General features: G+C 56.6%; 20 protein-coding genes and 1 pseudogene. 9 read left to right on the forward strand and 12 right to left on the reverse strand.

Annotated elements, in window-relative coordinates; translation table 11 throughout:
• Positions 1-7: 7 nt before the first annotated feature.
• From actP to acs, 3 genes are all read right to left on the reverse strand, one after another.
• Complete coding sequence (gene actP / locus OGY35_RS03180) at positions 8-1,657, reverse strand: cation/acetate symporter ActP (RefSeq protein ID WP_286631396.1); 1,650 nt, start codon at positions 1,655-1,657, stop codon at positions 8-10.
• On the reverse strand, positions 1,654-1,968 hold the full coding sequence (locus OGY35_RS03185; RefSeq protein ID WP_042321140.1) for a DUF485 domain-containing protein: 315 nt from the start codon (positions 1,966-1,968) through the stop codon (positions 1,654-1,656). The genes actP and OGY35_RS03185 overlap by 4 nt, the downstream gene beginning before the upstream one ends.
• A gap of 241 nt (positions 1,969-2,209) precedes the next feature.
• Positions 2,210-4,168 carry an acetate--CoA ligase gene (acs, locus tag OGY35_RS03190; protein WP_286631397.1) on the reverse strand — a complete coding sequence of 653 codons (1,959 nt, stop codon included), beginning with the start codon at positions 4,166-4,168 and terminating at the stop codon, positions 2,210-2,212.
• Between the two features lie 432 nt (positions 4,169-4,600).
• On the opposite strand from acs, the gene nrfA reads away from it, so the two are divergent.
• The 8 genes and pseudogenes from nrfA to gltP all read left to right on the forward strand — a co-directional run bounded on the left by nrfA (position 4,601) and on the right by gltP (position 12,836).
• Positions 4,601-6,037: an ammonia-forming nitrite reductase cytochrome c552 subunit gene (gene nrfA, locus OGY35_RS03195; RefSeq protein WP_178826287.1), complete on the forward strand. Its 1,437-nt coding sequence runs from the start codon at positions 4,601-4,603 to the stop codon at positions 6,035-6,037.
• A gap of 102 nt (positions 6,038-6,139) precedes the next feature.
• Complete coding sequence (gene nrfB / locus OGY35_RS03200) at positions 6,140-6,703, forward strand: cytochrome c nitrite reductase pentaheme subunit (RefSeq protein ID WP_046493984.1); 564 nt, start codon at positions 6,140-6,142, stop codon at positions 6,701-6,703.
• A complete protein-coding gene (gene nrfC / locus OGY35_RS03205; protein WP_042999063.1) occupies positions 6,700-7,371 on the forward strand; it encodes a cytochrome c nitrite reductase Fe-S protein in 672 nt (223 codons plus the stop codon). The genes nrfB and nrfC overlap by 4 nt, the downstream gene beginning before the upstream one ends.
• Positions 7,368-8,324 carry a cytochrome c nitrite reductase subunit NrfD gene (gene nrfD, locus OGY35_RS03210; protein ID WP_152401469.1) on the forward strand — a complete coding sequence of 319 codons (957 nt, stop codon included), beginning with the start codon at positions 7,368-7,370 and terminating at the stop codon, positions 8,322-8,324. Before nrfC ends, nrfD begins: the two co-directional genes overlap by 4 nt.
• 26 nt (positions 8,325-8,350) lie before the next feature.
• Positions 8,351-10,110: pseudogene (locus OGY35_RS03215) on the forward strand (heme lyase CcmF/NrfE family subunit); the annotation flags it as partial.
• Entirely contained in the window at positions 10,092-10,574 is a 483-nt protein-coding gene (gene nrfF / locus OGY35_RS24525; protein WP_371895984.1) for a heme lyase NrfEFG subunit NrfF, read from the forward strand. The pseudogene OGY35_RS03215 and the gene nrfF, both read left to right, overlap by 19 nt.
• The gene (nrfG, locus tag OGY35_RS03220; protein WP_286631398.1) at positions 10,571-11,191 is read left to right on the forward strand and encodes a heme lyase NrfEFG subunit NrfG; all 621 of its coding nucleotides are present in this window, start codon (positions 10,571-10,573) and stop codon (positions 11,189-11,191) included. Before nrfF ends, nrfG begins: the two co-directional genes overlap by 4 nt.
• Positions 11,192-11,525: 334 nt before the next feature.
• The gene (gltP, locus tag OGY35_RS03225; RefSeq protein ID WP_152401477.1) at positions 11,526-12,836 is read left to right on the forward strand and encodes a glutamate/aspartate:proton symporter GltP; all 1,311 of its coding nucleotides are present in this window, start codon (positions 11,526-11,528) and stop codon (positions 12,834-12,836) included.
• 105 nt (positions 12,837-12,941) lie between these two features.
• Here gltP and yjcO read toward each other — a convergent pair whose 3' ends face one another.
• Both yjcO and fdhF read right to left on the reverse strand, forming a co-directional pair.
• Complete coding sequence (gene yjcO / locus OGY35_RS03230) at positions 12,942-13,631, reverse strand: Sel1 family TPR-like repeat protein YjcO (protein ID WP_286631399.1); 690 nt, start codon at positions 13,629-13,631, stop codon at positions 12,942-12,944.
• Positions 13,632-13,733: 102 nt separating this feature from the next.
• Entirely contained in the window at positions 13,734-15,881 is a 2,148-nt protein-coding gene (fdhF, locus tag OGY35_RS03235) for a formate dehydrogenase subunit alpha (RefSeq protein ID WP_286631400.1), read from the reverse strand.
• Positions 15,882-16,224: 343 nt separating this feature from the next.
• On the opposite strand from fdhF, the gene yjdP reads away from it, so the two are divergent.
• A complete protein-coding gene (gene yjdP, locus OGY35_RS03240; RefSeq protein ID WP_286631401.1) occupies positions 16,225-16,554 on the forward strand; it encodes a DDRRRQL repeat protein YjdP in 330 nt (109 codons plus the stop codon).
• A 21-nt stretch (positions 16,555-16,575) separates the two neighbouring features.
• Here the strand turns inward: yjdP and phnP are convergent, their stop codons facing one another.
• From phnP to phnJ, 7 genes are all read right to left on the reverse strand, one after another.
• Entirely contained in the window at positions 16,576-17,334 is a 759-nt protein-coding gene (phnP, locus tag OGY35_RS03245; RefSeq protein ID WP_152401485.1) for a phosphonate metabolism protein PhnP, read from the reverse strand.
• 63 nt (positions 17,335-17,397) lie between these two features.
• On the reverse strand, positions 17,398-17,832 hold the full coding sequence (phnO, locus tag OGY35_RS03250; protein WP_286631402.1) for an aminoalkylphosphonate N-acetyltransferase: 435 nt from the start codon (positions 17,830-17,832) through the stop codon (positions 17,398-17,400).
• Positions 17,819-18,373 (reverse strand): ribose 1,5-bisphosphokinase, encoded by a 555-nt coding sequence (gene phnN / locus OGY35_RS03255; protein WP_286631403.1) that lies wholly within the window; start codon positions 18,371-18,373, stop codon positions 17,819-17,821. Before phnN ends, phnO begins: the two co-directional genes overlap by 14 nt.
• A 2-nt stretch (positions 18,374-18,375) precedes the next feature.
• Entirely contained in the window at positions 18,376-19,512 is a 1,137-nt protein-coding gene (gene phnM / locus OGY35_RS03260; protein ID WP_286631404.1) for an alpha-D-ribose 1-methylphosphonate 5-triphosphate diphosphatase, read from the reverse strand.
• Positions 19,509-20,195 (reverse strand): phosphonate C-P lyase system protein PhnL, encoded by a 687-nt coding sequence (phnL, locus tag OGY35_RS03265; RefSeq protein ID WP_286631405.1) that lies wholly within the window; start codon positions 20,193-20,195, stop codon positions 19,509-19,511. Before phnL ends, phnM begins: the two co-directional genes overlap by 4 nt.
• A gap of 119 nt (positions 20,196-20,314) precedes the next feature.
• Positions 20,315-21,073, reverse strand: a complete 759-nt coding sequence (gene phnK, locus OGY35_RS03270) for a phosphonate C-P lyase system protein PhnK (RefSeq protein WP_152401496.1) — start codon at positions 21,071-21,073, stop codon at positions 20,315-20,317.
• Complete coding sequence (phnJ, locus tag OGY35_RS03275; RefSeq protein WP_286631455.1) at positions 21,070-21,861, reverse strand: alpha-D-ribose 1-methylphosphonate 5-phosphate C-P-lyase PhnJ; 792 nt, start codon at positions 21,859-21,861, stop codon at positions 21,070-21,072. Before phnJ ends, phnK begins: the two co-directional genes overlap by 4 nt.
• Positions 21,862-21,895 lie beyond the last annotated feature (34 nt).

A 21,895-nucleotide genomic window follows, 5' to 3' on the forward strand; every position in this document is an offset into this window, starting at 1 on the left:
ACGTTGATTAGTGGGCGCGGCCTTGCTCGACCCCGAAGCCCGTCTGGGAACGGATGAACTGAGCACGGAACTGCTCGCGTTCGCGATTCCCTTCTGCCGAGTTATCGGTGGCAGAGAAGAACCAGATCCCAAGGAATGCCACGGTAATGGAGAACAGCGCCGGGTATTCATACGGGAAGATAGCCTTTTCGTGGCCGAGGATTTGTACCCAAATGGTAGGGCCAAGCACCATCAACACCACGGCAGTCAACAGGCCTAACCAGCCGCCCAGCATTGCGCCACGCGTGGTCAGTTTCGACCAGTACATGGAAAGCAGGATGATCGGGAAGTTACAGCTCGCGGCGATAGCAAACGCCAGACCTACCATGAAAGCGATGTTCTGATTCTCGAACAGCACGCCAAGAATAATGGCGATGACGCCCAGCACCAGCACGGTGATTTTCGACACCCGCAACTCGTCACGTTCGGTCGCACCTTTGCGGAACACGTTCGCGTACAGATCGTGAGAGACCGCAGAGGCGCCCGCCAGCGTCAGACCGGCGACGACCGCCAGAATAGTGGCGAACGCCACCGCTGAAATAAAGCCGAGGAACAGGTTGCCGCCCACCGCATTCGCCAGGTGTACCGCCGCCATGTTGTTCCCGCCAATCAGCGCGCCCGCCGCATCTTTATACGCCGGATTCGCACCGACCAGCATAATGGCGCCAAAACCGATGATGAAGGTCAGGATGTAGAAGTAACCCATAAAGCCGGTGGCATAGAACACGCTCTTACGCGCTTCGCGGGCATCGCTGACCGTGAAGAAACGCATCAGGATGTGTGGCAAACCCGCCGTACCAAACATCAGGCCGAGCCCCAGTGAGAGCGCAGAGATCGGGTCTTTCACCAGCCCGCCCGGACTCATAATCGCAGAACCTTTCGGGTGCACCGCCATCGCTTCGGTGAACAGGTTATTGAAGCTAAAGCCCACGTGCTTCATGACCATAAAGGCCATAAAACTGGCGCCGAACAGCAGCAGCACGGCTTTGATGATTTGCACCCACGTGGTTGCCAGCATGCCGCCGAACAACACGTACATCATCATCAGCACGCCGACCAGCACCACCGCGATGTGGTAGTTCAGACCGAACAGCAGTTCAATCAGTTTGCCCGCGCCGACCATCTGGGCAATCAGATAAAGGGCAACGACCACCAGCGAACCACAGGCCGACAGAATACGGATCGGGCCTTGCTTGAGGCGATAGGAGGCCACATCGGCAAAGGTATAGCGCCCGAGGTTACGCAAACGTTCGGCGATCAGAAACAGAATGATCGGCCAGCCCACGAGGAAGCCCAGCGAGTAGATCAACCCGTCATAGCCGGAAGTAAACACCAGTGCGGAGATCCCGAGGAACGACGCTGCCGACATATAATCGCCGGCAATCGCCAGTCCGTTCTGGAAGCCGGTGATATTCCCGCCCGCCGTATAGTAGTCGCTACGTGAACGTACACGTTTGGAAGCCCAGTACGTAATACCCAGTGTAAACACGACGAAAATCAGGAACATGACAATCGCCTGCCAGTTGGTCGGCTGGCGTTGTACCGCACCGCTAATGGCATCCGCCGCGTTGGCCGCGAAGGGTAGTGTGGCGGCAAGCGCCGTCAGGACTCTCTTCATGATGCGTTAACCTCGCGCAGTACTGCATTGTTCAGACGGTCGAATTCGCCGTTCGCCCGCCAGATATAGATGCCGGTCAGAACGAAGGAGATCAGAATCACCCCCACGCCAATCGGAATACCCCGGGTGACGCTGGTTCCCTCGTGAAGCGGGGTTCCCAGCCAGCCAGGCGCAAAGGCAATCAGTAGAATAAAGCTGATATAGACCACCAGCATGATGATCGACAGTATCGTGGCAAACCGTTGCCTTTTTTCAACTAACTCCCTGAAACGCGCATTGTCTTCTATCCGCTGATAAATGGTGTCATTCATCACAGAGTCTCCAGAGGTTCCCTTCGTCTTTCACGCCGCAGGCAAGACCTGACTGCTGTCGTAGTCCTGCAACGCGAAATCCTTTGGGGAGGTTTTATCATTTCCCTCTCTCATGTAGAGAAAGGGTAGGGGGTATTGTTTATTTTGCCGGATGGCGGCTAAAGCCTTATCGGGCCTACAAGGGTTGCTGAACCTGTAGGCCCGATAAGCTTTTGCGCCATCGGGCATTTCACGGTGGTGGTTATGATGGCATCGCGATGGCCTGCTTCTCTTCGAGCAGTTTCTCTACCACGCCAGGATCGGCGAGGGTCGAGGTATCGCCCAGATTGCTGGTATCGCCCGCCGCGATCTTGCGCAATATGCGGCGCATGATTTTGCCGGAGCGGGTTTTCGGCAGTGAGTCGGTCCAGTGCAGCACGTCTGGCGTCGCCAGCGGGCCAATCTCTTTACGTACCCAGTTGCGCACTTCGGCGTACAGCTCAGGGGACGGCTCTTCGCCGTGATTCAGCGTCACATAGGCATAAATCGCCTGCCCCTTGATGTTGTGCGGGATGCCGACCACCGCCGCTTCGGCGATCTTCGGATGTGCGACCAGCGCGGATTCAATTTCCGCCGTGCCAAGACGGTGACCGGAGACGTTCAGCACGTCGTCGACGCGGCCGGTGATCCAGTAGTAACCGTCTTCGTCACGACGCGCGCCATCGCCGCTGAAGTACATGTTTTTAAAGGTTGAGAAGTAGGTTTGCTCAAAGCGTTCGTGATCGCCGAACAGCGTACGCGCCTGTCCCGGCCAGGAGTCGGTGATCACCAGGTTGCCTTCGGTGGCCCCTTCTTGCGGATGGCCTTCGTTATCCACCAGCGCCGGTTGCACGCCGAAGAACGGACGCGTGGCAGAACCCGCTTTTAGTTCGGTCGCGCCGGGCAACGGGGTGATCATGAAGCCACCGGTTTCGGTCTGCCACCAGGTATCCACCACCGGGCATTTTTCATTACCGATCTTCTTCCAGTACCACTCCCATGCTTCCGGGTTGATGGGCTCGCCAACCGAACCCAGAATGCGCAGCGATGAGCGGTCAGTGCCCTCAATCGCCTTATCGCCTTCCGCCATCAGGGCGCGGATCGCCGTCGGCGCGGTATAGAGAATGTTAACTTTATGCTTATCCACCACCTGGCTCATACGCGCCGGAGTTGGCCAGTTTGGCACCCCTTCAAACATCAGCGTGGTGGCGCCGCAGGCCAGTGGGCCATACAGCAGGTAGCTGTGTCCGGTGACCCAACCCACGTCGGCGGTACACCAGTAGATATCGCCCGGATGGTAGTCAAATACATACTTAAAGGTGGTTGCGGCATACACCAGATAGCCGCCGGTGGTGTGCAGCACGCCCTTCGGTTTACCGGTGGAGCCAGAGGTATAGAGGATGAACAGCGGATCTTCGGCGTTCATTTCCGCAGGCTGATGCTCGGCGCTGGCCTTATTAATCAGGTCGCTCCACCACAGGTCGCGACCTTCCTGCCACTCAATGTTGCCGCCGGTGCGCTTGAGGACAACCACATGTTCGATGGTTTTTACGTTCGGGTTTTTCAGCGCATCGTCGACATTTTTCTTCAGCGGAATGCTGCGACCGGCACGTACGCCTTCGTCGGCGGTGATCACCAGCTTCGAACTGGAATCAATGATGCGCCCGGCAACGGCTTCTGGTGAGAAGCCACCGAAGATCACCGAATGGACGGCACCAATGCGGGCGCAGGCCAGCATCGCGACAGCGGCCTCTGGCACCATCGGCATATAGATAGCAACCACATCGCCTTTTTTAATGCCCAGATCCTGCAGCGTGTTGGCGAAACGGCAGACATCGCGATGCAGTTCGCGATAGCTAATCTGTTTGCTCTGCGAGGCGTCATCGCCTTCCCAGAGGATGGCGGTACGATCGCCATTTTCCTGCAGGTGACGGTCGAGACAGTTTGCCGCCAGGTTCAGCGTACCGTCTTCGTACCATTTAATGGACACATTGCCCGGCGCGAAAGAGGTGTTCTTCACTTTCTGGTACGGCTTGATCCAGTCGAGAATCTTTCCCTGCTCGCCCCAGAAGGTATCTGGTTCGTTAATAGATTGTTGGTACTTCGCTTCGTACTGCTCCGGATTTATCAGGCAACGATCCGCAATGTTTGCGGGAATAGCGTGTTTGTGAATTTGGCTCATGGCTTTTGTTCTCCTTGTAGGATGTTAATAATATGTCTCACAAACGTTAAATGTAGGGGCTTTGACAGTTTTGTTTAGGTTTTGCGCGACAGATCACGCAATACGGGAATTGTGCAAATTAGCGGCAATACGTTTTTTGAAGGAAACCAACAAAAGTTGCCAAAATCTTTCCGTTACAGAGGGTTATGTTAATTTTTCCAGAAAGGCGATCGGGGTCGAAAAAGGGGAAAGGAGTAGAGAGAAAACGGCCTGACTAACTCTAAAGTGGTATTTTACATACACTTACAATTGATTAAAGACAACATTTTGTGTGTGGTTTTTTGTTACATCTAGATTAGGGCAATGTCATGGCGGTGTGTGTGGTTATCGTCATGGATAGAATAAAAAAAGAACCGTCATTGAACACAATGGCGCAATCTGGATGAGACCTCTATGGCAAGGATTACACTACGCGCACGCCGTTTCTTCAGCCTGGTCGTACCGCTGTTTTTCATTTCTGCGGTTTATGCTGAGCAAACGCCCGAACCCGCAAAGACTGTTACCGTTGAAGCGAAGAATGAAGTCTTCGCCCCTCAGCACCCCGATCAATACCTTTCATGGAAAGCCACCTCAGAGCAATCAAAACGTGAAGACGCATTAGCGGAAGATCCCCGTCTGGTGATCTTGTGGGCGGGATATCCGTTCTCCCGTGATTACAACAAACCGCGTGGGCACGCCTATGCGGTGACCGATGTACGCGAAACGTTACGTACCGGCGCACCAAAGACGGCTGAAGACGGTCCATTACCGATGGCCTGCTGGAGCTGCAAAAGCCCGGACGTGGCGCGTCTTATCCAGAAAGACGGTGAAGACGGCTACTTCCACGGTATGTGGGCGCGCGGCGGTCCGGAAGTCGTTAACAACCTGGGCTGCGGCGATTGCCATAACACGGCGTCACCTGACTTCGCGAAAGGCAAACCTGAGCTGACGTTGTCTCGTCCGTACGCTGCACGCGCGATGGAGACCATCGGCAAGCCGTTCGATAAAGCCGGTCGTTTCGACCAACAGTCGATGGTGTGCGCGCAGTGTCATGTGGAATACCACTTTGACGGCAAAAACAAAGCCGTTAAGTTCCCGTGGGATGACGGCATGAAGGTCGAAGACATGGAGAAATATTATGACGCCATTACCTTCGCTGACTGGACCAACTCGCTGTCAAAAACCCCGATGCTGAAAGCGCAGCATCCGGAATATGAAACCTGGAGTGTGGGCATTCACGGCAAAAACAATGTGACCTGTATCGACTGTCACATGCCGAAAGTGCAGAACGCCGATGGCAAACTCTATACCGATCATAAGATTGGCAACCCGTTCGACAACTTCCCACAGACCTGCGCGAACTGCCATACCCAGGACAAAGCCGCCCTGCAAAATGTTGTTGCTGAGCGTAAGAAGGCGATCAATGGGCTGAAAATCAAGGTTGAAGATCAGCTGGTGCGTGCTCACTTCGAAGCGAAAGCGGCCTGGGATGCGGGCGCAACGGAAGCGGAAATGAAACCGATTCTGAGCGATATCCGTCACGCGCAGTGGCGCTGGGATCTGGCCATTGCTTCTCACGGTATCCATATGCACGCTCCGGAAGAAGGTCTGCGGATGTTAGGCATCGCGATGGACAAAGCCGCCGATGCCCGGACGAAACTGGCGCGTCTGCTGGCAACCAAAGGCATCACCCATGAAATCGCGATACCGGATATCTCCACCAAAGAGAAAGCCCAGGCGGCCATTGGTCTGAACATGCAGCAGATTAACGCCGATAAGCAGGACTTTATCAAAACGGTGATTCCGCAATGGGAAGAACAGGCGCGTAAAAACGGTTTGTTAAGCCAATAACCTCAATTTGCCGGATGACAGCGCCAGCGCTTTATCCGGCCTACGGAAGTCTTGTAGGCCTGATAAGCGTAGCGCCATCAGGCATTATGCAACGGAGTGAATATGAGCGTATTCCGTTCGTTATTAACTGCTGGGGTGCTGGCGTCAGGTCTGTTATGGAGCCTGAGTGGGATAACCGCCACGCCAACGCCGCAGGAGTCTGAACGCTGGACGGTCACCCAACAGCGTAGCCCGGATGCCGCGTGTCTGGACTGTCACAAGCCGGATACCGAAGGGATGCATGGTAAGCATGCATCCGTGACCAATCCGAACAACAAACTGCCGGTCACCTGTACCAATTGTCATGGCAAGCCATCGCCTCAGCACCGTGAAGGGGCGAAGGATGTGATGCGCTTCAACGAGCCGATGTACAACGTGGAGCAGCAGAACAGCGTTTGTCTGTCCTGTCACTTGCCTGAGCAGTTGCAAAAAGCGTTCTGGCCGCACGATGTCCACGTGACTAAAGTGGCCTGCGCCAGTTGTCACTCACTGCATCCGAAGCAAGACACGATGCAGACGTTAAGCGATAAAGGACGGGTTAAGATTTGCGTCGATTGCCATAGCGATCAGCGTAACAATCCGAACTTTAATCCGGCGTCTGTTCCTTTGCTTAAGGAGCATCCATGAGTTGCTCTCGTCGCCAGTTCATCACCGGCGTCGGCGCGCTGGTGGCCGTCAGCGGTACTGCAGGACGCGTGGTGGCGAAAACGTTGAATATTAATGGCGTGCGATACGGCATGGTGCATGATGAATCATTATGCATCGGCTGTACCGCCTGTATGGATGCCTGTCGGGAAGTCAACAACGTACCGGAAGGGGTGTCGCGACTCACCATCATTCGCAGCGAACCGCTGGGCACGTTTCCGGATGTGAAGTACCGCTTCTTCCGTCATTCGTGCCAGCACTGCGATCATGCGCCGTGTGTTGACGTCTGCCCGACCGGGGCATCGTATCGCGATGCCGCGAATGGCATCGTGGACGTGAACCCGGATCTCTGCGTCGGCTGCCAGTACTGCATCGCCGCGTGTCCGTACCGCGTGCGCTTTATCCATCCGGTCACGAAAACGGCGGATAAATGCGATTTCTGCCGCAAAACCAACCTGAAAGCGGGCAAATTGCCGGCCTGCGTCGAGTCGTGCCCGACGAAGGCGCTGACGTTTGGCAATCTGGACGATCCTGACAGCGATATTTCCCGGCTGCTGCGACAGAAAACCACGTATCGCTACAAGCTGGCGCTGGGTACCAAACCGAAGGTCTACCGCGTTCCCTTTAAATATGGGGAGGTGAGCCAATGACAAACGCATCTGCTTTCCACTTTGAATCGCTGGTGTGGGACTGGCCTATCGCCATCTATCTGTTTCTGATCGGTATCTCTGCCGGACTGGTGACGCTGTCGATCCTGCTGCGCCGTTACCATCCGGAGGCGGGCGGAGCGGACAGTACACTGCTGCGCACCACGCTGGTGGTGGGGCCAGGGGCGATTATTCTCGGTCTGCTGATTCTGATCTTCCACCTGACGCGTCCCTGGACCTTCTGGAAGCTGATGTTCCACTACAGCTTTACGTCGGTGATGTCGATGGGGGTTCTGCTGTTCCAGTTGTATATGGTCGTGCTGATTGTGTGGCTGGCCATCATCTTTCAAAAAGAGGTCATTGCCCTGCAACAGCGTTGGTTCCCCCGTCTGGAGGTGGTGCAGAAGGGGCTGACGCTGTTAACGCCGTTCAACCGTGGACTCGAAACGCTGATGCTGGTGCTGGCCGTGCTGCTGGGGGCTTATACCGGTTTCCTGCTTTCGGTACTGAAATCCTATCCGTTCCTGAATAACCCGATCCTGCCGGTATTGTTCCTGTTCTCCGGGATCTCTTCCGGTGCGGCGGTGGCGCTGATCGCGATGGCGTTACGCCAGCGCGGTAACCCGCACAGTACCGAGGCGCACTTTATTCACCGCGTGGAAACCCCGGTGGTGTGGCTGGAGATCTTCCTGCTGGCCGCCTTCTTTGTGGGGCTGGCTCTGGGGGATGACGGCAAAATGCGCGCGCTGTCGGCGGCGCTGGGCGGAGGCTTCTGGACCTGGTGGTTCTGGATCGGCGTCGCGGGGCTGGGACTGATCGTTCCGATGCTACTGAAACCCTGGGCCAGTCGTGGTTCGACGTTTCACGGTGTGCTGGCGGTATGTGGTGCCAGCCTGACGGGCGTACTGTTGCTGCGCTTTTTCATTCTTTATGCTGGACAGCTCACGGTTGCATAGGCCTGGCTGTGAGGGAAAGGTGATTTCTGGACGTACTCCTTCCTGAAGCCGGTTTTCTGGCGCTGCTATTCAGTCTCGGGGTCAACGTGTTGACCCCGCTTGCCGTACTGGCAGGTGAACGCCTGCGCTGGCAGGGCGTAATGCGTCTGGCGAGCGCAGGCGTCTGGGCGCAATTTGCGTGCCTGCTGCTCGCCTTTTCGATTCTGGTATTCTGCTTTCTGACCAGCGACTTCTCGGTTCTCTATGTGGCACAACACAGCCACAGCCTGTTGTCGTGGGGACTCAAACTGGCGGCGGTATGGGGTGGTCACGAAGGGTCGCTGTTGTTGTGGGTACTCTTCCTGTCCGGCTGGAGCGCGCTGTTTGCCTGGCGTTATCGCCGCGAATCGGATCCCCTGTTCCCGCTGACGCTCGGCGTGCTCTGCGCGATCGTCGCCTTTCTGCTGCTGTTCATCGTGTTCTGGTCCGATCCGTTTATCCGCATTTTTCCGCCGGCGATAGAAGGGCGCGATCTCAACCCGATGCTGCAACATCTGGGGCTGATCCTGCATCCGCCGCTGCTGTATCTCGGCTACGGTGGTTTGATGGTCGCCGCCGGTGTGGCGCTGGCGTCCCTGCTGCATGGCGATTTCACGAAGATGACGGCCTGGGTATGCTGGCGCTGGGCGCTACCCGGCTGGTGCGCGCTGACGCTCGGTATCATTCTCGGTTCCTGGTGGGCGTATTGCGAACTGGGGTGGGGCGGCTGGTGGTTCTGGGACCCGGTGGAAAACGCCTCTTTATTACCCTGGCTTTCCGCCAGTGCGCTGCTGCACAGCCTGTCTGTGTCGCGCGAACGCGGCAGTTTCCGCCACTGGTCGCTGTTGCTGGCGATCGTCACGCTGATCCTCTCTTTGCTGGGAACGCTGATAGTCCGCTCCGGCATTCTTGTTTCTGTACACGCCTTTGCGCTGGATAACGTGCGCGCTGTACCGCTGTTTGCCCTCTTTGCCATTCTGAGTCTGGTCTCGCTCGGCTTGTACGGCTGGCGGGCGCGAGCCTGCCAACAGACAGTCCGTTTAGGCGTATGGTCGCGCGAGATGTTGATTCTGGCAGCGCTGCTGCTCTTTTGCGCGGTGCTGCTGATTGTGCTGATGGGTACACTCTACCCGATGATTTATGGCCTGCTGGGTTGGGGGCGACTCTCCGTGGGCGCACCTTACTTCAACCGTGCTACCTTGCCGTTTGGGCTGTTGATGCTGGTAGCGATCGCTATTTCGATGGTCAGAAGCCGGAAGCGGTCCGTACGCCGACAGCTTCCGGCGCTGCTGGCGCACGCTGGCGTGCTGGTTTTTGCCGCGGGGATTCTCTTCTCCAGCGGCAGTCGCCAGGAGATAAGCCTCAACCTGAGCCCGGGTCAGCAGGTTGAACTGGCAGGTTACACCTTCCGTTTTGAACGGCTGGAGCTGGCCGCGAAAGGGAACTACACCACCGAAAAGGCGCTTATTACGCTGTGGCAGGGTGACAAACGGATAGGCAGCCTGACGCCCGAGCGGCGCTTTTATTCCGCCCGCCGCCAGCAGATGATGGAGCCTGGCATCCGCTGGGATCTGCTTCACGACTGGTATGCGGTGATGGGCGAAAAAACCGGCGAGGAGCGTTATGCCATGCGCCTGTACGTGCAGAGCGGTGTGCGCTGGATCTGGGGCGGCGGGCTGTTGATGATTGCCGGGGCGCTGCTCAGCGGCTGGCGGGGGAGAAAGCGCGATGCGTAGTCTTATCTGCAATGTGCCGGATGGCGGCGCACACGCCTTATCCGGCCTACGATTTAAGCGCTGCGCAGGCCTGATAGGCACAGCGTTATCAGGCACTCTCATGGCGTTTATCTTACTGTTGGTTATCTCCTTTTCCGCTCATGCTCAGGTGGTGGATACCTGGGCCTTTGATAACCCGCAGCAGCAGGAAAAGGCGTTGTCGATCGCCAGTCAGTTACGCTGCCCGCAGTGTCAGAATCAAAACTTGCTGGAATCCAACGCGCCGGTTGCCGTCAGTATGCGCCATCAGGTCTATACGATGGTGGCAGAAGGGAAAAATGAAGCCGAAATCACCGCCTGGATGACCGAACGGTATGGTGATTTTGTCCGCTATAACCCGCCGCTCAACGGACAGACCATGCTGCTGTGGGCGCTTCCGTGCCTGCTGTTGCTGCTGGTGGGCGGGGTGCTCTGGCGGGTCAGTACGCGTCAACGTAAAGAGGAGGACGAGCCATGAGCCTGCCCGAACGTTCAGACGCGTCTTTTCGTCCGCTGCCGCTGAAGTGGCTGGCGCTGGCCGTTGGGCTGATGATTAGCGTTTGCCTCAGTGGCTACCTGCTGTCGCCAAAATGGCAGGCCGTGCGTGACGAACAACGACGACTGGCCGATCCGCTGCATGAATTTGCTGAAACATCGACGCCGGAAGCCCAGTTGTTAGCCCTGCAAAAACAGATTCGCGCCAACCCGCAGGACAGCGAAAAGTGGGCGCTGCTCGGCGAGTATTATCTGTGGCGTAATGATTACGATAATGCGCTACTGGCTTATCGTCAGGCGCTGCGTAGCCGTGGAGAGAATGCGGAGATCTATTCGGCGCTGGCGACCGTGCTCTACTACCAGGCCGGGCAGCATATGACGCCGGCGACTCGCGAGATGATTGACAAGGCGCTGGCGCTGGATGCTTCGGAAGTCACCGCATTAATGCTGCTGGCGTCGGATGCATTTATGCAGGCGGATTACAAACAGGCGATTTTGCAGTGGCAAAAAGTCCTGGATTTAAATTCGCCGCGGGTGAATCGTGTACAACTGATAGAGTCGATTAATATGGCGAAATTGTTACAGAATCGGCAGAAATAATTTTGTGATTTGCGTCATTTATCTGTTTAAAAAACAAGCAAATGAACCTCGCGGTCAAAATAATTCCTGAAAGTTATAATTCAAAAATGCAGATTTAAAAATCTTTCCATAACAAATAGTTATGCAACTCAATCCCGATAAATTCGCGTTATTATGCATTATTTCAGCGAAAAGCCCTGTTCTTAAAGGGTTGCGTAAGATGCCCTGCAAATGGTACTGATTATGTGCGTTAAAAAACTCTACAAACCAACGCAACACAATTCATACCCTTTCAGTATGTAACCATTCCTGTTTTTTTAACCGGAATGGCGCTCCATTGAGGAAGTCCGTCGTTATGAAAAGTTTTAAACTCAGCCTGGCCTGGCAGATCCTGATTGCCATGGTGCTGGGCATTTTACTCGGCAGTTATCTGCATTATCACAGCGATAGCCGCGAGTGGCTGATTGCAAACCTGCTCTCTCCGGCAGGGGATATCTTTATTCATCTGATTAAAATGATCGTTGTGCCGATTGTGATCTCTACGCTGGTTGTCGGCATTGCCGGTGTCGGCGATGCGAAACAACTGGGACGTATCGGCGCGAAAACGATTCTCTATTTCGAAGTGATCACGACCATCGCCATTATCCTCGGGATTACGCTGGCGAATGTGTTTCAGCCGGGGTCCGGCATTGATATGTCGCAACTGGCGACCGTGGACATTTCGAAATACCAGAACACGACGGCAGAAGTGCAGAGCCACGCGCATGGCCTGATGGGCACGATTCTGTCGCTGGTCCCGACGAACATCGTCGCCTCGATGGCGAAGGGCGACATGCTGCCCATTATCTTTTTCTCGGTGCTGTTTGGTCTGGGGCTTTCCTCACTGCCGGCAACGCATCGTGAGCCGCTGGTGACGGTGTTCCGTTCCATTTCCGAAACCATGTTTAAAGTGACGCACATGGTGATGCGCTATGCGCCGATCGGGGTATTCGCGCTGATTGCCGTGACCGTGGCGAACTTCGGTTTTGCCTCACTGTGGCCGCTGGCGAAGCTGGTACTGTTGGTTCATTTCGCGATCCTGTTCTTCGCGCTGGTGGTGCTGGGTATCGTCGCGCGCATTTGCGGGCTGAGCATCTGGATCCTGATCCGCATTCTGAAAGACGAGTTGATTCTGGCGTACTCTACCGCCAGCTCCGAAAGCGTTCTACCGCGGATTATCGAGAAGATGGAAGCCTATGGCGCGCCGGCCTCGATCACCAGTTTTGTGGTGCCGACCGGTTACTCGTTCAACCTCGATGGTTCGACCCTGTACCAGAGTATTGCCGCGATCTTCATCGCGCAGTTGTACGGTATCGATCTGTCGCTGTGGCAGGAAATCGTGCTGGTGCTGACGCTGATGGTGACATCGAAAGGGATTGCCGGCGTACCGGGCGTCTCCTTCGTGGTACTGCTGGCAACGCTTGGTAGCGTAGGCATTCCATTGGAAGGCCTGGCCTTTATCGCGGGTGTGGATCGTATTCTCGACATGGCGCGTACGGCGCTGAACGTGGTGGGGAATGCGCTGGCGGTGCTGGTTATCGCCAAATGGGAACACAAGTTTGACCGCAAAAAAGCGCTGGCGTATGAGCGCGAAGTACTGGGCAAATTCGATAAGACCGCCCAGTAACGGTTAGCGAGTTGCCTGATGGCGCTTCGCTTATCAGGCCTACAAAGGATGTGTAGGCCTGATAAGACGCGTGAGCGTCGTCATCAGGCAATCCGCCAATCTGATTCACCCATTGGTTAACTTATCAAACTCTTCGCAGCCGGTATCAAACCCTTCGCTACAGCTCAGATTTAACCAGTGCAGCGCCTTCTGTTTATTCTTCTCAATAAAGCCCTGTTCGCCGTTCAGAAACATCATTCCCGCCCAGTATTCGGAATATCCGGTACGAGAGATGGCGGAACTGCGCTTGAAGTACCAGGTCGCTTTATCATCATCGGCCTGAATCCCGACGCCGTTGGCGTAAATCAGACCGAGCAACATCTGCGCGTCTACAGCAACATCGCTCTCCAGATTTTCAGAAGCGTTTTGCAGCAGGGAAATGGCTTTGGGGTAATCGGGTCTACCGGCCTGAGTATTGACCAGAATTCGCGCCAGCGTAATTTCACCCGCTTTACTGCCCGCCTGGGCAGCCTTTTCCGCCAGCATTTTCGCTTCCGGATAATCCAGACTGACCGGGTTAGTGATTTTAATTTGCGCCAGCAGCGCACAAGCATCCGCATCGCCATTATCAGCGGATTTCTGTGCCCAGTACTCGGCTTTGCTCAAATCGCCGAAGCTAAACCAGCTGTCAGCAAGGTAATATTGCGCGCGTTTGTCACCTGCCTCTGCGGCCTGCAAATACTGGCTTCCAGGCTCAGGATTGGCAGCACGGGCAAAGAATGTCATCAATAACATCAATGCAAGAAGTGGTTTCATTATTAAATTTTAATTAGGGTACGGAATGGACAGTATAAAGAGATCGTATGGATAAAAAAACAGCCTCCGGGAGGAGGCTGTTGAGATGCATCAACGTTGTGGTTAACCCATTGCGGTTTCGCGCAGGTGGGCCTTCAGCTTGTTGTACTCATCAATCACGTACTGCTCGGCGGCGGATTGATTGGCAATCGGCTCCACGCGCACGGCGCAATACTTGTACTCCGGCGTTTTAGTAATCGGGCTTAAGTTCTCCGTCACCAACTCGTTACAGGCGCCAATCCACCACTGGTAGGTCATATAAATCGCCCCTTTGTTCGGGCGTTCGCTGACCTGTGCGCGGGTGATGATTTTGCCTTTGCGCGAGTGAACCCAGACCAGCGCTTCATCTTCAATGCCCAGACGCGCCGCGTCGGCCGCGTTGATTTGCGCATAGCCCGGTTCGTCTGCCAGCGCGGCCAGGGCCGCACAGTTACCGGTCATCGAACGACAGGAGTAGTGGCCGACTTCACGCACCGTTGACAGTACCATCGGGTACTCTTCGGTGAGTTTATCGATAGGTGCAACCCAGTCGCAGGTGAAGAACTGCGCCATGCCGTTCGGGGTATCAAACTTCTCTTTAAAGAGGTAAGACGTCCCCTGATCGGCGTCCGCCGTGTCGCGGCAAGGCCACTGGATATACCCCAGTTCGCCCATCTTCTCGTAAGTGGCACCGTAGAAATCCGGGCACAGATGACGCAACTCATCCCAGATCTCCTGGGTGTTGTTGTAGTGCATCGGATACCCCATCCGTGTGGCAATTTCACTGATGATTTGCCAGTCGGTTTTCAGATCCCACTTCGGTTCAACGGCTTTAAAGAAGCGCTGGAAGCCACGGTCAGCCGCGGTAAAGACCCCTTCATGCTCACCCCATGACGTCGACGGTAAAATAACATCCGCCGCCGAGGCGGTTTTGGTCATAAAGATGTCCTGCACGATGACCAGCTCCAGATCCTCAAAACCTTTGCGCACCGCAGAGAGTTCCGCATCGGTTTGCAGCGGATCTTCACCCATGATGTATGCCGCACGCACTTCGCCATGCGCCGCACGGTGCGGCAGCTCGCTGATGCGATAGCCGGTGTGCGCGGGCAGACTGTCCACGCCCCAGGCTTTGGCGAATTTCTCGCGGTTGGCCGGTTCTTTCACATACTGATAGCCCGGATAGGTATCCGGCAGCGCACCCATATCGCACGCGCCCTGAACGTTGTTCTGACCACGTACCGGGTTAACGCCCACGCTGGGCTTACCGAGGTTGCCGGTCAGCATCGCGAGGCTGGTCAGTGAACGCACGGTTTCCACGCCCTGATAGAACTGGGTTACGCCCATGCCCCACAGGATGGTCGCGTTTTTCGCTCCGGCATACATCCGCGCCGCCTGGCGAATTTCACTCGCGCTGACGCCGGTTATCTCCTCAACGGACTCCGGCGTATAGCCTTCGACAATCTTGCGGTACTCTTCAAAGCCTTCCGTACGCGAGGCCACAAACGCCTGGTCGTAGAGGTTTTCTTCAATAATGACATGACCCATTGCGTTCAACAGCGCGATATTCGAGCCGTTTCGCAATGCGATGTGCATGTCGGCAATGCGCGCGGTTTCAATTTTGCGCGGATCGCAGACGATAATTTTCGCCCCGTTACGTTTAGCGTTAATCACGTGATTCGCCACAATAGGGTGGGAATCCGCCGGGTTGTAGCCGAAGATAAACACTAAATCGGTGTTATCAATTTCGTTAATTGCATTACTCATTGCGCCGTTACCGACCGACTGGTGCAGACCTGCAACCGATGGGCCGTGTCAGACGCGAGCGCAGCAGTCAACGTTATTGGTACCAATAACGGCGCGCGCAAATTTTTGCATGATGTAGTTGGTTTCATTCCCGGTACCACGAGACGAGCCGGTCGTCTGGATGGCATCAGGGCCGTATTTCGCTTTGATGGCGCTCAGGCGCTCGGCGACGTAGTTCAGCGCTTCATCCCAGGAAACAGATTCCAGTTTGCCGCCACGCTGGCGACGAATCATAGGGGTTTTCAGGCGCGGGGTCAGGATCTGGGTATCGTTAATGAAATCCCAGCCGTAATAGCCCTTCAGACACAGAGTACCCTGATTGGTTTTCCCCTGCGCCGCCTCAGCCCGGACGATTTTGCCGTTATCGACCACCAGGTTTATCTTGCAACCTGATGCGCAATACGGGCAAACCGTGACGACTTTTTTCATCGGTTTCGCTCCAGTTAATCAAATCGCGCATACACGCTTGTCGCCCTGAGTATGCATCTTTTATGCCACATTTTAATTGGGGACTTTCCCTGATATTACGGGTAATTTTTGGTCAAAACCCTGACGAAAAGCAGGCTGTCGTCATATTTGACGTGACGATTTCCAGTGAATGACAACATATCGACCCCGCGCAGCGGCAGAGTCGTGTTGGCTGGCTAAGGCTTTGAACCCGGTACACCCATGGAGGGACGCTGCTGACCCAGACTGAATTTGGGATTCCTCCTCTGGTTGCATCAGGTTGCGTTGACTAACGTAGAAAACGTCCCCTTTTGAGGCTGGTTTTATGAAACGCACTCCGACGCTCTTTTTATTCAGTCTGCTGTCGCTGGCTACCGTGCCGGCGCAGGCCGATATTATTGATGATGCCATCGGCAACATTCAGCAGGCGATCAACGATGCCTATACGCCTGACAGCGGGCGGGACTACGAGGATTCGCGTGACGACAGGTGGCAGAACGAAATGAGCGACGATCGCCGCAGGCAGTATGACGACCGTCGCCGTCAGTTTGAGGACAGACGTCGTCAACTGGATGAACGCCAGCGCCAGCTCGATCGCGAGCGCCGCCAACTGGAAGATGAAGAGCGTCGAATGGAAGAGGACGACGAACGTTAACGCAGTCGTGCACAAAATGCCCTAATCCACCACAATCTGCATTCCGTCATAGCCCGCTTCAAATCCGTCCGGGAGCGGGTTATCCATCAGCCAGACGTCGAACTGGTGGCTAATATGGGTGAGGATCACCTGCGGGCAGTGGATCACCTCATTCATCGCCATCACCGTGGTTAAATCACCGTGGTTGCGCGGGGGTTCCGGACTCGGCGCATGGCTACAGTCGATGACGATAACCTGCGGCTGATTGTTGAGCAGAAAGGTGAGCGTTTTATCGGGCAGTCCGGCGGTGTCGGATAGCCACGCCACGCGACTGTGCGCCGTCTCCAGAAGATAACCCAACGTCAGCTTTGAGTGATTCAGCGGCAACGGTGTGACCTGTAATCCCTGTAACTCAAACACCACAAACGGCTCGACGGTGTAGCTAAAGTCCAGAATGCCGGGGTGCTTAAACAGATCGTCGCAACCCTGTTCGTCCGGCGGGCCATACACCGGGATAGACGCACCAACGCCCCAGCGCAGCGGAAACAATCCCTGTACATGGTCCATGTGGTAGTGGGTGAGTAAAAACTGTCGGAAACTGCCCGCCGGCCAGTCGTCCATCAGGTGCGGTATGCCCGCATCCAGCAGCGTCACCGCATCGTTGAATTTGACCACGCCGCTACACGGGCGTCGGCGATACTGTTCCTGCAAGCGTGCGCGACGACAGGCGGCGCAGTCGCAGCCATACGCCGGCACCCCTTGCGCGCCGCCCGTGCCGCTCAGCGTAATGGTCAGGCTCATCGTGACTCCCCTTGTCGTATCGTGCCGGATGGCGACGCGAGCGCCTTATCCGGGCTACGTACCTCACAATGCTTTTGTGAAGCGAAAATGGCTCTGTTCGTAGCCTTCGCGCAGATAAAAACGGTGGGCGTTATGACGCTTCACGCTGGTGGACAGCTCCGTCATCTCCGCTCCCGCCTCGCGGGCTTCCTGTTCCGCCCATGCCAACAACTGGCTGCCGATTTTCAGACTCCGCGCCTGCGGCATCACCACCAGCTCCTGAATCTCGCCAATCCAGTTGGCGTGATGTAAATGATACTGCAAATGCAGGCCAATCAACCCAACCGCCTCACCGTCAAGCAGCGCCAACTGATAGCGCAATCGGGTATCCTGCAAATTGGCGGTGAATCCGGCGCGAAAGGCCGGGTAATCAAACGTGGTTTGTTTCAGTTCGCAGATGAGCGCGTACACGGCCTCGGTGTCTTGTACCGTGGCGCGACGAAGTTCACAGGCAGACATGGCGTGGCTCCTTGCGTCCCATTAACGTTAACAGTGTATCGACGGACTGGCGCAAACTGCCGTCGTTATTCAACGTATGGCAGTCAAACGGGGCATAGCGGGCGGCGCGTTCGAGACGCGCGGCGATCTCCGTTTCGCTTTCCCGCCCGCGCGCCTGTAAACGCTGGCGCAAAATCGTGGGGGAGACCTGCAAACAGACCGGCAGCAGCGCCGTACCGTAGCGCGCCTGCGCCTGGGGAAGATGCGCCCGGGAGCCGTTGACCACTACGTCGAAGCCGCCGTTGAGCCAGAGATCGATCTCCACGCCGACGCCATAGTAAAAGCCGTTAGCATGCCAGCTTAGCGCCAGCAGGTTATGCCCGGCGCGGGTGAAAAACTCCTGTTCGCTCAGGGCAACATGATTCTCGCTCCCGGCGTTCGCCGCGCGGGTGATGTAACGATGCGCCACCAGCAGTTGCGCATGTTCCTGCTGACGGAGTGCCGTCAGCAAACTGTCCTTTCCGGAGCCGGACGGCCCCATCAGCCAGATCAGTTTTCCCATACTCAGAACACCCTCTTTCCCTGACGCCAGACGTGGTCGATGTGGATGTGATCGCCCTTGCGGTGTGCCAGTACCAGATCGGCGCGTTTCCCTTCGGCGATCGTGCCGCGATCGCTGAGACTGAGCGCCCGTGCCGGGTTGGCGGTGACCAGGCGGATCGCCTGCGGCAGGGTGAAGCGGTTGGCCGCGTCGTCCGCGACGCGAAACGCCGCATCCAGCAGGCTGGCAGGGTAGTAATCCGACGAGAGAATATCCAGCAGGCCCAACTCCGCCAGCGTATGCGCCGCGACGTTGCCGGAGTGAGAGCCGCCGCGCACGATGTTCGGTGCGCCCATCAGCACGTTCATGCCGTGCTGGCGTGAGGCTTCTGCGGCTTCGAAGGTGGTGGGAAATTCGGCGATCACGCTGCCAAGCTGATGTGATTCAAGCACATGTCCGGCGGTGGCGTCATCGTGGCTCGCCAGCGCAATGTTGCGCTCACGGCACAACTGCGCGATGGCCGTCCGGTTGGGCTGTGACCAGCGTGCGGCAAGCTGAAGCTGTTCCTCTTCGTAACGCGCCATCTGTTCATCGGTCAGCGAATACTTGCCCTGATAATACTCACGGTACTTCTCGCGGTTGGCGAACTGGCGCTGGCCCGGCGAGTGATCCATCAGCGAAACCAGCGTGACCGGTTCACGACCCACCAGTTTCTCGAACAGCGGTAACGTGGTGTGGTGCGGCAGTTCGCAGCGCAGATGCAGGCGGTGTTCGGCGCGGTTCACCCCACGCTTTTGCGTCTCTTCCACGGCGTTGATCATCTTCTCCAGGTTTTCCAGGCGATCGCCGCCGTCGCGGACATCGCCAATCGCTACCGCGTCCAGCACGGTGGTGATACCGCTGGCGACCATCAGCGCGTCGTGGCTGCTCATCGCCGAATGGGCGGGCCAGTCCACCTTCGGGCGGGGGGTGAAGAATTTGTCGAGATTGTCGGTGTGAAGCTCAATCAGTCCCGGCAGCAGCCAGCCGCCTTCACCGTCCAGCGCCTGTGGCAGACGGCTCTGACTTTGCGCAAACGCGCGAATCACACCCTCCTGCATTTCCAGCGATCCCTGCACCACTTCATCTTCCAGCACCAGCTTTACATTGTTGATAATCATGGTGTTGTTCCCATCAGGTGCAAACGATCCGCTACGCGGTCGCGCACAGTTTGATCGTGAAAAATGCCGACAATGGCCGCGCCGCGCGCTTTTGCCTCTTCAATCAGCGCCACCACGGCGGCACTGTTTTTGGCATCGAGCGATGCGGTCGGTTCGTCGAGTAACAAAATCGGGTAATCGACGATAAAACCGCGCGCAATGTTGACGCGCTGTTGTTCACCGCCGGAAAAGGTTGACGGGGCGAGATGCCACAGGCGTTCCGGCACGTTCAGACGGGTCAGCAGGTTTGCGGCTTTAGCGGCGCACGCCTCGCGCGGTACGCCGAGATCCAGTAGCGGCTGCATGACGACATCCAGCGTGCAGACGCGTGGGATCACCCGCAGAAACTGACTCACCCAGCCGATCGTCGCACGGCGCACTTCCAGCACTTTGCGCGCCGGTGCCTGCACCAGATCCACCCACTCGTCGCGATGGCGAATATGGATTTGCCCTTCGTCGGGCAGATAGTTGGCATACAGCGAACGCAGCAGCGTGGATTTCCCGCTGCCGGAGTGACCGTGCAGTACGACGCATTCCCCGTTTTTTACCTCCAGCGAGGCGTTTTGCAGCACCGGCAGGCGCACACCGTTTTGCTGGTGGAGCACAAAGGTTTTACTGACGTTTTCAACGCGGATCGCGTTCATTTTTAGCCTCTTTAAGCATTTGTGCATTCAATTGCCTGATGGCGCTTTGCTTATCAGGCCTACGAAATGTGTAGGCCGGATAAGACGCGTTAGCGTCGTCATCCGGCAAAACAACGACATCAATTCTGTAAAACCGACGACACCAGCAGTTGGGTATACGGATGATGTGGATCGTCGAGCACGCGGTCGGTTAATCCACTTTCCACCACCTGACCCTGTTTCATCACCAGCAGACGGTCTGCCAGCAGGCGCGCGACGCCTAAATCGTGGGTGACAATCACCACTGCCAGATCCAGTTCCACCACCAGTCCACGCAGCAGGTCCAGTAGCTTCGCCTGTACGGAGACGTCCAGGCCGCCGGTCGGTTCATCCATAAACACCAGCTTCGGATGCGTGACGAGGTTGCGGGCGATCTGCAGACGTTGCTGCATGCCGCCGGAAAAGGTGGTCGGCAGGTCGTCGATACGTGAGGCCGGAATTTCGACCTCTTCCAGCCAGCGCTGCGCCGTGGCGCGGATCTCGCCGTAGTGGCGCGCACCGGTCGCCATCAGGCGTTCGCCGATATTGCCGCCCGCAGAGACCTGACGACGCAGGCCGTCCAGTGGATGCTGATGCACCACGCCCCATTCGGTGCGCAGCAGGCGACGGCGGTCGGCCTCGCTCATGGCGTACAGCGAACGGTTCTGGTACTGAATCTCGCCCGACTGCGGCGTCAGGCGTGAAGAGATCGATTTCAGCAGGGTGGTTTTGCCGGAACCGGACTCCCCGACAATGCCCAGCACTTCGCCAGGCCACAGGTCAAAAGAGACCTCGCTGAAGCCTTTGCCCGGTGCGTAGAGATGGGTCAGGTTATTAACCGAAAGCAGCGGTTGCGTCATTGGCTGAGTGCCTCGCTCTGTTGGCGGCAGTAGTCGGTGTCGGAGCAGACAAACATCCGTTTGCCGGTGTCATCGAGCACCACTTCGTCAAGATAACTGTGTGTTGAACCGCAGATGGCGCAGGGCTCATCCCAGGTCTGCACGGTGAACGGATGATCGTCGAAGTCGAGGCTTTTCACGCGGGTATACGGCGGCACGGCGTAGATGCGTTTTTCGCGTCCCGCGCCAAACAGCTGGAGGGCGGGCATCATGTCCATCTTCGGGTTATCGAATTTCGGGATTGGCGACGGGTCCATCACATAGCGGCCATTCACCTTCACCGGGTAGGCGTAGGTGGTCGCGATGTGGCCGAAGCGGGCGATATCTTCATACAGTTTTACCTGCATGATCCCGTACTCCTCCAGCGCATGCATAGTGCGGGTTTCTGTCTCGCGCGGCTCGATAAAGCGCAGCGGTTCGGGGATCGGCACCTGGAAGATAATGATCTGATCTTCCCCCAGCGGCGTTTCCGGGATCCGGTGACGGGTCTGGATAAGCGTGGCGTCTTCCGCGCGTTCGGTGGTATTAACGCCGGTGACGCGTTTGAAGAAGTTGCGGATCGATACGGCGTTGGTGGTGTCATCCGCGCCCTGATCGATGACTTTCAGCACATCCGGTTCACCAATCACGCTGGCGGTAATCTGGATCCCGCCGGTTCCCCAGCCGTAGGGCATCGGCATTTCGCGACCACCGAACGGCACCTGATAGCCTGGGATCGCCACCGCTTTGAGGATCGCGCGGCGGATCATGCGTTTGGTCTGTTCATCCAGATAAGCAAAGTTG

This window comes from Citrobacter sp. Ct235 (genome assembly GCF_030332305.1).
In the GTDB taxonomy this organism is placed as follows: domain Bacteria; phylum Pseudomonadota; class Gammaproteobacteria; order Enterobacterales; family Enterobacteriaceae; genus Citrobacter_A; species Citrobacter_A telavivensis.